Raw genomic sequence first — 13,701 nt, 5'->3', positions numbered from 1 at the left:
GCGGATGCGCGCAATCGCCCTGCGCGGGCTCTGGCTGCTCGCGGTGGTCGGTACGGCAAGGGCAGAGCCGGGGCCATCGCAAACTCAGGACATCAGCTCGGCGAGCATGTGCGACAGCATCGACTCGGTGCCGGTCACGTTCACCATCGACTACCAGTCGGCGATCCAGGGCATCTTCAACGCGAACTGCGTCGCGTGCCATACGAATACGGCGCCGCCACTACCCGCAGGCCTCAGCCTGGATCCCGGCGTTTCCTGGTCCGCGATCGTCAATCACGCGAGTTCGCAGCGCCCTGGCCTCGTTCGCGTCGTGCCAAACCGGCCCGATCTCAGCCTGCTGTTCCACAAGGTAAACTGCGCGGTTCCGGATGTCGGCGCACGGATGCCATATGGTGGCCCCTACTTGTCGATCCAGGACCAGGCGCTGATCCACGACTGGATCGCCGGCGGCGCGCCGTCCGGCACGACCGACACGATCTTCCGCAGCGGGTTCGAAATACGCGATTGACTGCGCTGTACCGGCCCCGTCCGCGCGGTTACCATCCACGGTTCCTTCGATAGACGTGGACACCCCACGTGGAACCCCGGGGCAGCACGAACCGCATGAGCAGCAAGAGAGCATTGATCACCGGCGTCACCGGCCAGGACGGCGCTTATCTCGCCGAATTGCTGCTCGCCAAGGGCTATGAGGTGCATGGCCTGAAGCGGCGCGCGTCCTCATTCAACAGCGAGCGCATCGATCATCTCTACCACGAGCTCGACGAGACGCGTCCGGGCGTGCGCCTGCACTATGGCGACGTCACCGATTCATTGAGCCTGCTGCGCGTGATCCAGCAGGTGAAACCGGACGAGATCTACAACCTCGCTGCGCAGAGCCATGTCGCAGTCTCGTTCGAGGAGCCCGAATACACCGCGAACGCGGACGGTCTCGGTGCGCTGCGCATCCTCGAAGCGATGCGCAGCCTCGGCCTTGGCGACCGCTGCCGCTTCTACCAGGCGTCGACCTCGGAGCTGTATGGCCTCGTGCGCGAGACGCCGCAGCGCGAGAGCACGCCGTTCCATCCGCGCTCGCCGTACGGCGTCGCCAAGCTGTACGCGTACTGGATCAGCGTGAACTACCGCGAGGCGTACGGCATGTACGCCTGCAACGGCATCCTGTTCAACCACGAATCGCCGATCCGCGGCGAGACCTTCGTGACGCGCAAGATCACCCGCGGTCTGGCGCGTGTCGTCTGCGGGCTGCAGCATTGCCTGTACCTTGGCAATCTCGACGCGCGGCGCGACTGGGGCCACGCGCGCGATTTCGTCGAGGCGCAGTGGCTGATCCTGCAGCAGGATCAGCCGACCGACTATGTCATCGCGACCGGCATCCAGCACTCGGTGCGTGAGTTCGTGACCTTGTCCGCGCGTGAGATGGGCGTTGAGCTCGAGTTCCGTGGCAGCGGCGCGGACGAACATGCGGTCGCAGCCTCCGTGTGCACTCCGAATACGAAGATCAAGGCCGGCGATGTGCTGGTGCGCATCCATCCGCAGTACTACCGGCCTGCAGAGGTCGATACGCTGCTCGGTGACCCGACCTTCGCGCGGGAACGCCTCGGCTGGACACCGAAGACCAGCTTCGCCGAGCTCGTGCGCGAGATGGCGGCAGCCGATCTCGCGCTCGCCGAACGCGAGGCGCAGGGTTTTGTCGGGGCGCGCCACGGTCGGCACCTGATCGAACGTCTGCCGGGATAGTCGCGATGTCCGCTTCGCTCGAAGAACGACTGACCGAGCTTGAGGTACGGCTCGCGTTCGTAGACGATACCGTGCACGCATTGAACGAGACAGTTGCGACGCACGATCGTCTTCTGCACGATCTGCGCTCCGCGATGGAGCGCCTGCGCGGTGACCTCGTCGCGGTGCGCGGCGCGCTCACGCACGACGCGCGCGACGAACCGCCACCGCCGCATTACTAATGCGTTCATCCATGAACGCTTTTGATCTTCGCGTTCACGGACGAACGCACAAGTAAATTTGGCGAGTTTTTGAACCATGTCCGAATCCCTGCGCGACCAGTTGCTGAAAGCCGGCTTTTCGCAGAAACCCAAGCCCGAACAGCGCGCGAAACAGCCGCAACGCCCGCATCCCGGCAAGTCCGCGGCAAAACCGCCGCGGCGCGAAGGGGGCGAGATCGATCTCGCCAAGGCGTACGCGTTGCGCGACAAGACCGAACGCGAGACCCGCGAGCGCGAACAGCGCGAGGCCGAGCAGCGTGCGCGCGAGAAGAAGGAGCGCAGGCAGAAGCTCGCGTCGTTGCTGGGCGGCAAGGCACTGAACGAGGCGAACGCCGAGATTCCGCGTCATTTTCCGCACGCGAACAAGATCCGCCGTATTTATGTGACCGCCGAGCAACTACCACGGCTCAATGGCGGCGAGCTGGCGATCGTGCAGTACGCTGGCCGCTATCTGCTGGTCTCGCGCGATACCGCGCTCGCTGCGCAGTCGATCGACGCCGATGCGCTGGTCCTGTTGTGCGATCCGCATGCGGTTGACGAGGATGGCGTGCCGGCCGACCTGGTCTGGTAGTCCCGATCGCGACGGATTGGCTGTTTCAGGCTGTAAATCTTGCGCAAGCTGTGATGTCGCGCCCGGATTTGAGCGCTTGCGCCGACGACGATGCGCGGAGGAGACCTCCGCCATGCATCGATTGTCCCTTCTGACTTGTGTCACCCTGCTGCCGATCGTCACGACGGCGGCACCGCTGCCGCGATTCACGCAACCGAATGCGGTGTGGAACGTAGATGTCAGCCACGCGCCGCTGCGCGCCAATTCAGCGGCGATGATGGCGCATCTCGAATCGCTGTCGAGCGGCACCGGCAAATGGGGCGACACCCGCAGCTTTGATTTCCAGATCGATTTTTCGTTCTATGTGCTGCATGCGAACGCATCGACGCCAACCCGGCCGATCGTCGCGTTTCCCGATGCCAGCAGCTACTACTCAACAGACTGCGAGGACCCGGGATTCGCGTTCCCGGTTCCTGCCGGCGGCGGCATCGAGGGCAGCGGGCCGCCACCGACATATACGTGTGACGCGTCCAACAACGACTGCCATCTGCTGGTCAGCAACGATGCGACCAAGGTGCTGTACGAGTCCTATGCCACCAACGCAGCGGACGCGTCCGGCGTGCACTCGATCTGCGGACTGAAATGGGATCTGACACGGGTCTATCCGCGTTACGGCCGCGGCGAGCACTGCACCAGCGCGGATGGCGCCGGTTTTCCAATCGCACCGCTGCTGTTCAACGCGGACGAGGTGTGGGCGGCGTCACAGGCGCATGGCGATCTCGGCCATGCGATCCGCTTCATTCTCGGCAACAACCGCATGATGATGCACAAGTACGTGCATCCGGCCTCGCACGGCACCACCGCGACCTCGGATACCAACGCCGACGCGGTACCCTACGGCTCGCATCTGCGGCTGAAGGCCGGTTTCGACGTGAACGGTTTCAGCACCAGCGAATCCGTGCGTGCGATTCTGCGCACCTTGCAGAAATACGGCATGTTCCTCTCCGATGGCGGCGGAATTCCGTTGACGGCGGAGGCGGACTACTACACCGCGCACAAGTGGTCGGATACGGACATCGGCATCGACGCGCACTCGTTGTTCGGCATCAAGCCCACCGATTTCGAAGTGGTCGAAACCGGCGATCCGATGACCGTGACCTACGATTGTGTGCGCACTCCGGATGACTTCATCTTCATCGACGGCAACGATTTCTGAGCCCGGACGCCGCGCCTCCCGGCAGCGAAACTGGTGAGGGGCTCGGCGTGACGCCAGCCAAGCTGTTCGCCGATGCCGAACGGTTTGAGTAGGGCGCCACGTCTAGGGAGCGGGCGTGACGCGGTCAGAATTTGCGAATAATTTTCCCAGGGCAGACGCGCGTGTTTATGAGGCGTGTTGGGACTTTTGCAGCGCAAGGGTGGGGCCAGGGTCCGATGGGTGGTCGGCTTCGGCGCATGATGTGGTGAGGGAAATTGCTCGGTCTGCACCGGTCCGAATGACTTGCAGGCTCGCACGATTACGCGATCGTCTCCATCTCGCCAACGAGAGCACGTCAGCCCCATCCTGCTTGGGTTGGAAGCAAGAAGCCGGACGAAATTCCCACAAGGTCCGATCCGAACACCAACGGGCTCGTTGAGGACATCGCAGCTGCCCAGTGAAGATGTTCAGAAGGCCAATGCTGGCGAGTGAGGTAGACTCGCGGCACGTTGCGCATTCAGGGATTCGGTATGCGGGGATTGCTGGCGGTTGTCCTGTCTGTGGTGGTTTCGACGGTAGGTGCGCGGAATACGCACTCGCCTCAACTCGCCACATTTCCTCGGGACATCCAGAAAGTCCTATCGCTTCCCGAAGATCAAATCGATACCGGCTTGGCTGCGCTAACCTTCGCCAAGGAAATCTATCCCTACATTGACGTCGCTGCGTACTCATCCAAGATCGACGAACTCGCCGAGGGTGCTCGCCAATTCATCGCCAGACACGGCAAGCACGCCCCCGATTCGGTCATCCGGGCACTCGACTCGTACTACTACAAAGTGTGGGGCGTCCAGTACGACAAGGCGCCGAACGGTCGCGCGACGCAAGAAAACTACTTCATCAACGGAATTCTCGACCGTAAGCTCGGCCAGTGCGTCACGATTCCAATGCTGTACATGGCTATTGCGCAGCGTTTGGGATACCCCGTCTACGCTGTCGTAGCCCCCGAACACAACTTCGTTCGGTTCGTTGACCCAACGCTCAGAGAACAGAATATCGAGCTGTCGGGGAGTGCCGGCTATTCCTCTGACGCAGAATATGCGTACAAGCTAAACATCAGCCAGCGGGCGATCCAGAGCGGAGCCTATTTGCGAACGCTGACTCGCCGTCAATACCTTTGTCAACTGCTTCAACAGAACGCGATTGTGTTCGCCACGCGGGGGGACCTAGATCGCGCCATCTTCTACTTCGAGAAGGCATACGAAATCGACTCGAAGGACGTGTACGCTGCCAAGAACCTAGCCATGCTGTACCACCGCAAGGGCGAGCGAGCGACCACAGAAGCACAGGCAGAACGATGTCGGTTAAACTCGAACCGCTACCACGTGATAGCCGAAGAGTTGGGTTGGACCAGCGACCCAGATGCCAATACGAGGGGAAGTCGGTGATGGCGATGCGGAATGGGATGTTGCTACTGATCTTCCTGCTCGCAACCCAATGCGTACAGGCAAGGGACTACGAAGCAAAGACCGGGCGCTACTTAGAGAGCGATCCGATTGGATTGGCGGGCGGCATCTCAACTTACGGATACGTGACCGGTACGCCGTTGGTGCTAACTGACCCATATGGTCTTGAGGCTTTATGGTGCCAGCGTCCGCTCTACTTGGGCGGCAACAACCCTGTCGGACGAAGTACAGGGGCTGGACTTCAGATTATGCAGCCTGTCGCTCATCACGAGTTCTTGTGTACGAAGGAGTCGGGTGAGCCGGACTTCACTTGCAACGGGCTTGGTCCTTCACACAGCATGTTCAAGAGTCCCGGCCAGTGGGAGCCTGACACTCCCAACAGCACATGCGTGAATATCCCTGATCCGGGCGACTGTATGTCTAAGTGCATCAGGGTTCAGTGGACTACGCCGCCGCCTGAGTACGGTGTCGTCCCCGCAGGCTCCCTTCAAAACTGCCAAACGTCAGCAACTCAGATATTGGAAATGTGCGCGGCACAATGTAGCGCGAAGAAATAGCCTATGAATAGAACCATTGGAATATGCTGGTTAGCTGCGAGCATCTTTGTGGTGCTCATAGAAATCGTTGTTTCACAAACAAACGTTCTTACCACGGATCACTCGCACGCATATGAGCTGCGCGAAGTAATACTCATAGCTCTCATGTTCTTCTCCTTGCCAGCCAGCCTCTTGGCATACGTCGCGTGCCTTTTCATTTACTCGATAACGTCCATTGGCCAGAATCCGTCCTCGGACTATTTCGTTCTCGTCACCATCATTGTGTTCGGGTGGGTACAGTGGGGTGTGGTGGCTCCTTGGCTATATCAGAGAAAGATTAGACGAGCTGGCTCTGTGCCCCCTCGATGATTTCACCGCAAAAATCCGTTGGAGTATAAAATCAGAGGCTCGGCGCCGAGGCAGTGCTAGATGCAACGCATGTGCATCACGACGATTGTCGACTGCTCGGAGACGTGATCGGCGCCGGGGCACAGGCGGTGAAGGCGTCAATTTGTGAAGTCGGCATGCTGCACCGATCCAGTATGGTCACCTTTGCTAGCGGGGAGACGTTCATGGTCGAGTGGATGCGCAGGGCGCTTGAAGGCATTGTCGGGGCCAACGTTGTTGAGCATGGCGAGAATGTTCACAACCCGCCCACGCGGCTCGACAAATGGAACGACAACGCCAATTTTATGGCGCTTGGTCGCGACATTCAGGATCAGGTGCATGCAGTCGCACGTGCCCTTGGAGAAGTGCTGCTGGTAAACGGTCAGCGGCGGCGGCGTCTTGGTATTTGTGTCTTAGAACAATACAACTGCGCGAACGAGGAGCTGGCGCACCCCGGCGAGGTACACACAGGCTTCTATCTCAACGACCCGCTGCCGGCGAAATTTCGGGTGTATCTGATGGCTACTGGATATTCCGCCGAGCGCACCGTCGAGGGACGGGGCCATGGAGCGGACCCGATCTCGTTCGTCCAGCCGCTCGTCCCCATCCGGCAGTCGTTGGCCCACTTCTTCGTATCGTTTGGTAACGGCGTGCGTGACGCCGGGTGGACGCTTAATCTTGGAGGCTGAGAGCTACACTTCGCTGGATCAGCGGCGCAGAGAGCATGGTGCTCGCTTCGAGCGATGTAGTCGCTGCGCGGCGCAGTATGCGCGACTGCCAAGGGGGGAAGGGTACCCGCGTTCAAATGGGTAGCTCCAAGGGTAGCTCGGTTAGCCTTCCCCATGGAATTTCTGAAATAATTATTTTAAATCAATGTCTTGAATCTTTCGACTCAAAAATCCATGAAGTAGCCGCCGTTGACCGGAATGTTCGCGCCGGTGATGAAGCCGGCATCCTCGGCGGAGAGGAAGTCGACGACGCGCGCGATCTCGCGTGGTTCGCCGAGGCGGCCGACCGGGATGTTCGCGATGATCTGGTTGCGAATCTCTTCCGGCACGGCCTGGACCAGCGCGGTGTTGCAGTAGCCCGGCGATACGCTGTTGACGGTCACGCCCTTTTTCGCGACCTCGCGCGCCAGCGCCATCGTGAAGCCGTGCATGCCCGCCTTGGCGGCCGAGTAGTTGGTCTGGCCGAACTGGCCGGTCTGGCCGTTCACGGACGAGATGTTGACGATGCGGCCGAAGCCCTGCGCAGTCATGCCGTCGACGACGTGGCGGCACATGTTGAACACGCCTTCGAGGTTCACCTTGATCACGTCGGCCCACTGCTCGGGCGCCATCTTGCGCAAGCTGGTATCGCGCGTGATGCCGGCGGCGTTGACCAGGATCGAGACGGATCCATGCGTCCGTCCAGTGCGCTGCACGAGATCCGCGCAGGCCTGATGATCGGTGACATTCAGTGGTTCGAAGGCGACCGCGCCGTCGAAGTCCGCCATTTCCGCCCTGAATGCCTCGACGCGCTCGCTGCGCGAAGCGAGGTCCGCGGCGACAACCTTGCGGCCGGAACGAGCCAGGTGCTTGCAGATTTCAGTGCCCAGGCCACCGATCCCGCCGGTGACGATGGCGACGCGTTTGCTCATCGATTGCCCCCGCTCTTCGTGCGCTGCGGCATCCGTACCCGCACGACTCTGCTGCGACGCAGCGGAGCGGGCTCAGGGATACCGGGTGATGCCTGAATCGAACCGGCTCAGGACTTGGCGTCTTTCTTGGGCTTGGCCTGCTCGAACTCGCCGTTGCGCACGCTGTTCGCGGCGGCGTTCAGGAAGCCCTGCTGCAGGGATTTCCACAGGTCCATGTTGCGCTCGGTCAGGTCGTTCAACATCGACCACGGGGTCTGGCCGATGATGTTGTTCAACTGGCTGCGGAACTGCTGTTGCTGGTCGAGGAAGACCTGCAGGCTGCGCTCGAGATAGCCGCCCATGAAGCCCTGCAGCGAATCTCCGTAGAAACGGATGATCTGCGAGAGCAGCTTGGTCGTGAACATCGGCTCGCCGCGATCCTCGTATTCCGAGATGATCTGCAGCAGTACCGAACGCGTCAGGTTCTCGCCGGTCTTCGCGTCGCGGACCTCGAATTCCTCGTCATCGAGCACCAGCTGGCGGACTTCCTCCAGCGTGATGTAGCTCGAGATTTCGGTGTCGTAGAGACGGCGGTTCGGGTATTTCTTGATGATGCGCGGCGTGGTCATTCCTTAACGCTAGCAGAATGTGACGCGGCGCACCAGTTGCCTATGTTGCGCAGCAAATGGCCCGCTGAGGACCGGGCCAAGGTCGCAGCACTTGCGGTCGGGTAAGGTTTTCACGGCTCGTCTTTACAAGGAGCAGCGCCTTGCTCAAGCAGCCATCCATGGCGCGCCCCTTACGCCATCCATGGCTTGCCATCCCTGGCTGGACCCGCCCGGTCGGCATCCTGCCACACCTGGTAAATGCCGCAGCCGATGCCTGGCAGCGGCTGGTCAACCAGGGCGGTAGTCGCGAGCAACCGTCCCTGGTGCGGTGCCGTTCGGCTCCTGCCTCACCAGAGCAAAAGCGCGCGCGATGCGCTTCAACGCATCGCGCAAGCGCGCTTTTGCTCTACCAACCCATGTACTGGCCGCCGTTGATGGCCAGGTTCGCGCCGGTGATCCAGCGGGCCTGGTCGGCGGTGAAGAAGCCGACCGCGTAGGCGATCTCGTCGGGGTCGCCGAGGCGACCGATCGGGATCTGCGCGACGATCTTCGCGCGCACGTCCTCGGGCACAGCCATCACCATGTCGGTGCCGACGTAGCCCGGCGAGACCGTGTTCACGGTGATGCCGAACTTCGCGTTCTCCTGCGCCAGCGAGATCGTGAAGCCGTGCATGCCGGCCTTCGCGGCGGCGTAGTTCGCCTGGCCGTACTGGCCCTTCTGGCCGTTGATCGAACTGATCTGCACGATGCGGCCCCACTTGCGTTCGCGCATGCCGTCGATGACCGGGCGCGTCACGTTGAAGCACGAGCCGAGATTGGTCGCGATCACGTCCTGCCACTGCATCGCGTTCATCTTGTGGAAGGTCGTATCGCGCGTGATGCCGGCGTTGTTGATCAGGATGTCGATCGGGCCGAGCTGCGTCTCGACCTCCCGCACCATCGCTTCGGCCGAAACCGGGTCGGCGACATCGCCCTTGACGATCGCGAACTCGAAACCGTCCTTGCGCTGCGTCTCCTGCCAGGCCTTTGCCTTCGCTTCATCGCGGTAATTGGTCGCGACCTTGTGACCGAGTTTCGCGAGGTGTCTGCAAATGGCGGTGCCGATTCCGCCGGTTCCGCCGGTGACCAGGGCGACGCGCGTCGTCATGACTTGTTCTCCTTCGTGTTTCGTTGCGGGCGACGCAAGGTGCGTCGCCTTGATTGTGCCCGTGGCGTCAGCAAGTTTCCTTCCGCAACGCCGCAAATGGTGTGGGCGCGATGCTCACGCGTGGAATGCGTCTCGCATCAAACTCGCACACGGCATGCGAGAGTAATGCGGCGTGATGACGCGCGTCGGACACCGGCTGGCCCAGGAAGCGCAATGCCGCGCGCAACGCCGGCAGCGGATCGGTCGCCTCGACCGGCAGCGCGGCTTCATGCTTGCTGAGCTTGCGCCGGTCCTCGCCGAGTGCGAGCGGCAGATGGGCATAGGTCGGCTGGGAGAGGCCGAGCAGCCGCTGCAACAGGATCTGGCGTGGCGTCGAATCGAGCAGATCGGCACCGCGCACGACATCGGTGATGCCTTGCGCGGCATCGTCGACGACGACTGCGAGCTGGTATGCGCAACCGGCGTCGGCGCGCCAGACCACGAAATCGCCGACTTCGCGGCCGAGATGCTGAGTCTGCGCGCCCTGGATTGCATCGTCGAAACCGATCGTCTCGCCGTGCACGCGCACGCGCCACGCGGGTGGGCGTGACGTTTCGTGCGCCACGCAAGCGCGCGGATGGATACCGCCGAATGGCTCGAGATCGCTGCGGCTGCACCAGCAGCGATAGGCGTGGCTGGCTGCGGCGAGGCGATCGAGCGCGGTGGCGTAGAGGTCCGAGCGATGGCTCTGCTGGATGACCGGCTCGTCGGAGTCGAGTCCGAAAGCCGCCAGGGTAGCGAGGATATCGGCAGCCGCGCCGGCGACCTCGCGCTCGCGATCGAGGTCCTCCATGCGCACGATCCAGGCGCCGCCCGCCGCGCGCGCGAACAGCCAGCTGCCGAGCGCGGCGACCAGCGAGCCGAAATGCAGCGATCCGGTAGGCGACGGAGCAAAGCGGCCGCGGTACATCATGACGAGGGGCAGGGGAGTGGTGTGTCGATCGTAACGCATGCCCAACCCTGCGCGGTTTCTGCATCCGGAAAGTCGGCTGAACTTCGATACCGATCAGGTGTCGACTTGAGTTCGGCGCCGACGCGCCACATCATCCAAGTACGTGCAGTTCTCACTTTGATTTCGGAGTCACAGCCCATGATGCGCGTCCTCCTCTTTGTCGGCACCAACATCGCGGTGCTGGTGCTGCTGAACATCGTCCTGTTCATCGTGCAGAGCGTGTTCCACGTTCGCCTCGGCAACTATTCGGGTTTGCTGCTGATGGCCGCCGTGATGGGCATGGGCGGCTCGTTCATCTCGCTGGCGATGTCGAAATGGATCGCCAAGCGCACGACCGGCGCGCAGGTCATCACGCAGCCGCGCAACGAATCGGAGCGCTGGCTGCTTGATACGGTGAAGAGCGAGGCGCAGAAAGCCGGCATCGGCATGCCGGAAGTCGCGGTCTACGACGCGCCGGACATGAACGCGTTCGCGACCGGCATGAGCCGCAACAATGCGCTGGTCGCGGTCAGCACGGGCCTGCTGCAGAGCATGGATCGCAACCAGGTGCAGGCCGTGCTCGGCCACGAGATCACCCATGTCGCGAATGGCGATATGGTCACCATGGGCCTGATTCAGGGCGTGCTCAACACGTTCGTGATCTTCCTTGCCCGGATCATCGGCACGGTCGTTGATAACGCGCTGAGCGGCAATCGCAATAGCGAGAGCAGCAGCGGCGGCTTCTTCTATTTCATCATCGTCATGGTGCTGCAGGTGGCGCTCGGGTTCCTCGCCTCGATGGTCGTGATGTGGTTCTCGCGCTGGCGCGAATTCCGCGCCGATGCCGGCGGCGCCCGCCTCGGCGGTCGCGACAACATGATCTCGGCGCTGCAACGCCTGGCCGGCAATCAGGGCGAGACCGCGTTGCCGAAGGCGATCCAGGCATTCGGCATCTCGGGCGAGGGCGGCATCAGCCGCCTGTTCATGAGCCATCCGCCGATCGAGGAGCGCATCGCGGCGCTGCGTGCGGCGGCCTGATAGACCGCGTAGCTCCCGGGGGAGAGGGTTGCCGTTCGCCCTGAAGTATCGAGGGGCGAACGGAGGTATGCGTTGCTCCTACGCTGCTGCGCCGTGGCTCAGGATCTTCTCGGGCTCCTGCAGGAAATTGCCCTGCACGAAGTTGACGCCGCAGTTGAACAGGATCGACATGCTCGCGGCGTCCTCGACGAACTCGGCGACGGTCAGCTTGCCGGCATGGTGCGCCTGATCGCAGATGTCCTTGATCCGGTCCTGGTTTTCCTTGTGCCTGGGCAGATCGGCCATGTAATTGCGATCGATCTTCAGGTAGTGCGCCGGAATGTGCTTGAGCAGCTGGAACGAGTTCAGGCCGGAGCCGAACTGTTCCAGCGCAAATCCGCAGTGCAGTTGCTCGAGCCCCTTCGCGAACGCGCGTGCCGGTTTCAGGTTGGTCACGACTTTGCTTTCCGGCATCTCGAACACCAGCGAATCGCCGCGTTGGCGCGCGTTCTTGAGGTGATGCGCGATCCACGGCAGCAGGGTCTGGTCATCGAGTGACTGCGCGGTCAGCTTGATGAAGAACGTGGTGCGATGGCCGGCCTGTTCACGCTCGGAGATCGCGCGGATCGCGTTCGCGATGACCCAGCGGTCGATCGCCGGCAGCTTGCCGTTCCGTTCGGCGATCGGCAGGAACTGGTTCGGCGGGATCTCGCCATTCGGTCCGGCCATGCGCAGCAGGATTTCGTAGAAGTCGCCCTCGGCACCGTGCAGGCTGATGATCGGCTGGTAGTAGAGGACGAATCCATCGTTCGCCAGCGCGTCGTCGATCTGCCTGAGCCAGTGCTGCGAACTCGCCGCGGCCGCCCTGTCCTGCTCGGACGGGTCGATCACGTGCACGCGGTTGCCACCCTCGGCCTGTGCAGCGCGCAGCGCCGTGGTGGCGAGGCTCATCACGCTGGCGGCATTCGCGTTCTTCTCGCCGATCAGCGCGCCGCCGATGCTGGCGGTCAGGCTGATTGATTGCTTGCCGACTTCGAAGATGCGCTCGCTGAATGCGTTGCGCAGCGTCTCGGCAAGCTGCTCTGTCGCGTCACTGCCGCGCCCCGTCGTCAACACGCCGAAGGTGTACTCGGCGACACGGCCCGCGACATCCGATTCGCCGAGGTGTCGGCGCAACAGCGCCGCGAAGTCACCGAGCAGCACGTCGGCGTTACCGAGGCCAACGGTGTCCAGGACCTGCTTGAAGCCGTCCGGTTCGAGCAGCAGCAAGGCCTGCTCGCCCTTGCCGTTGGCGGCCTGTGCCGCGCCCTGATCGATCTGCGCCATCATGTGCTGGCGGTTGAACAGGTCGGTGATCAGGTCCTTCGAGCGCAGCGCGTCGAGTTCCTGCTCCAGATTCGCGTCAGCGGCCTGCAGGCGGAACGTGATCTGCTGGCAGGGTTCGCCTTCATAGCTCGCCTCCGCGAACTCCATGGTCGCGTCGAACGTGCCGCCGTCGCCGCGCTTGGCCTTGAGGTTCATGCGCTGCGGCGGCTTTTCACCCTTGGACAGGCGCTTGAGCAGCGTCTTGAAGTCGTCGGCGTCCTCGGCGGCGATCATGTCGAGGATCGACATGCCCTCGACGTCCTCGAACTCGTCATAGCCGAACATTTCGAGGTAGGCCTTGTTCGCGCGCACGTGCATGCCCTCGTGCACGAACGCGATCGGGTCGCGGGAGGAGTCCAGCAGCGCCTCGCAGCGGCGCTCGGATTCGCGCAAGGAGGCTTCCAGGCGGCGCACGCTGCGGCGCATCGTCAGGGCCTCGAACTCGCGCCGGACCACCATCTGCACGTGCTCGTGCGAATCGCGCAGCAGCAGCGCCCGCGCGCCGTCGCGGAATGCGGTCACGATCGCGTCCTCGGAGACGCCGCGCCCGCAGCCGATCAGCGTGATGTCGCGCCCACCGCGTCCGGCCGCGTCGCGTATCTGCGGCAGCTTGAGTTCCTTGCAGGTGAGGTCCACGACGATCAGGTCGGGCGTCTGCTGCTCCAGCGCGGCTTCGAGTTCCGCTTCGTTGCTCGCGCGCGCCGGACGCACCGCGATGCCGCCATTGCGCAGGATGCTGACGAACTGTTCGGCGTCCTCGACGGAATCGTCGATCAGGAGCAGCTTGATGATGTTGTCGGATCGGGTCATCGGGGCGAGTCAGGGGCTCTGCATCAGGTGAGGAATCCGGG

14 protein-coding genes are annotated in these 13,701 nt (G+C 62.6%); 9 read left to right on the top strand and 5 right to left on the bottom strand.

What is annotated here, in order from left to right; translation table 11 throughout:
• The first annotated feature begins 4 nt into the window (after window positions 1-4).
• From ABD002_RS01310 to ABD002_RS01275, 8 genes are all read left to right on the top strand, one after another.
• The gene (locus ABD002_RS01310) at window positions 5-508 is read left to right on the top strand and encodes a hypothetical protein (RefSeq protein WP_343786340.1); all 504 of its coding nucleotides are present in this window, start codon (window positions 5-7) and stop codon (window positions 506-508) included.
• A gap of 95 nt (window positions 509-603) precedes the next feature.
• The gene (gene gmd / locus ABD002_RS01305; protein WP_343786338.1) at window positions 604-1,734 is read left to right on the top strand and encodes a GDP-mannose 4,6-dehydratase; all 1,131 of its coding nucleotides are present in this window, start codon (window positions 604-606) and stop codon (window positions 1,732-1,734) included.
• A gap of 5 nt (window positions 1,735-1,739) precedes the next feature.
• Window positions 1,740-1,955: a SlyX family protein gene (locus ABD002_RS01300; RefSeq protein WP_343786336.1), complete on the top strand. Its 216-nt coding sequence runs from the start codon at window positions 1,740-1,742 to the stop codon at window positions 1,953-1,955.
• A 76-nt stretch (window positions 1,956-2,031) separates the two neighbouring features.
• The gene (locus ABD002_RS01295) at window positions 2,032-2,565 is read left to right on the top strand and encodes a DUF2058 family protein (RefSeq protein ID WP_343786335.1); all 534 of its coding nucleotides are present in this window, start codon (window positions 2,032-2,034) and stop codon (window positions 2,563-2,565) included.
• Window positions 2,566-2,677: 112 nt separating this feature from the next.
• Entirely contained in the window at window positions 2,678-3,760 is a 1,083-nt protein-coding gene (locus tag ABD002_RS01290; protein ID WP_343786333.1) for a hypothetical protein, read from the top strand.
• A 509-nt stretch (window positions 3,761-4,269) separates the two neighbouring features.
• Window positions 4,270-5,184, top strand: coding sequence for a transglutaminase family protein (locus tag ABD002_RS01285; protein ID WP_343786331.1), 915 nt, complete (start codon window positions 4,270-4,272; stop codon window positions 5,182-5,184).
• A complete protein-coding gene (locus tag ABD002_RS01280) occupies window positions 5,094-5,759 on the top strand; it encodes an RHS repeat domain-containing protein (protein WP_343786329.1) in 666 nt (221 codons plus the stop codon). Before ABD002_RS01285 ends, ABD002_RS01280 begins: the two co-directional genes overlap by 91 nt.
• Before the next feature lie 419 nt (window positions 5,760-6,178).
• Window positions 6,179-6,814, top strand: coding sequence for a hypothetical protein (locus tag ABD002_RS01275; RefSeq protein WP_343786327.1), 636 nt, complete (start codon window positions 6,179-6,181; stop codon window positions 6,812-6,814).
• A 203-nt stretch (window positions 6,815-7,017) separates the two neighbouring features.
• Here the strand turns inward: ABD002_RS01275 and phbB (ABD002_RS01270) are convergent, their stop codons facing one another.
• The 4 genes from phbB (ABD002_RS01270) to gluQRS all read right to left on the bottom strand — a co-directional run bounded on the left by phbB (ABD002_RS01270) (window position 7,018) and on the right by gluQRS (window position 10,450).
• Window positions 7,018-7,764 (bottom strand): acetoacetyl-CoA reductase, encoded by a 747-nt coding sequence (gene phbB, locus ABD002_RS01270; RefSeq protein ID WP_343786325.1) that lies wholly within the window; start codon window positions 7,762-7,764, stop codon window positions 7,018-7,020.
• A 107-nt stretch (window positions 7,765-7,871) separates the two neighbouring features.
• Window positions 7,872-8,372, bottom strand: coding sequence for a polyhydroxyalkanoate synthesis repressor PhaR (gene phaR, locus ABD002_RS01265; RefSeq protein ID WP_343786323.1), 501 nt, complete (start codon window positions 8,370-8,372; stop codon window positions 7,872-7,874).
• 385 nt (window positions 8,373-8,757) lie between these two features.
• Entirely contained in the window at window positions 8,758-9,498 is a 741-nt protein-coding gene (gene phbB / locus ABD002_RS01260; protein ID WP_343786321.1) for an acetoacetyl-CoA reductase, read from the bottom strand.
• Window positions 9,499-9,565: 67 nt separating this feature from the next.
• Entirely contained in the window at window positions 9,566-10,450 is an 885-nt protein-coding gene (gluQRS, locus tag ABD002_RS01255; protein WP_343786319.1) for a tRNA glutamyl-Q(34) synthetase GluQRS, read from the bottom strand.
• Between the two features lie 177 nt (window positions 10,451-10,627).
• Here gluQRS and htpX point away from each other — a divergent pair, with 177 nt between their 5' ends.
• On the top strand, window positions 10,628-11,506 hold the full coding sequence (gene htpX, locus ABD002_RS01250; protein ID WP_343786317.1) for a protease HtpX: 879 nt from the start codon (window positions 10,628-10,630) through the stop codon (window positions 11,504-11,506).
• A 78-nt stretch (window positions 11,507-11,584) separates the two neighbouring features.
• On the opposite strand, the gene ABD002_RS01245 is transcribed toward htpX, so the two are convergent.
• Entirely contained in the window at window positions 11,585-13,660 is a 2,076-nt protein-coding gene (locus ABD002_RS01245) for a GGDEF/EAL domain-containing response regulator (RefSeq protein WP_343786315.1), read from the bottom strand.
• Between the last annotated feature and the right edge of the window lie 41 nt (window positions 13,661-13,701).

The organism is Dokdonella soli (assembly GCF_039523175.1).
Taxonomy (GTDB): Bacteria; Pseudomonadota; Gammaproteobacteria; order Xanthomonadales; family Rhodanobacteraceae; genus Dokdonella_A; species Dokdonella_A soli.
This window is presented reverse-complemented; position numbering and strand designations above follow the sequence as displayed.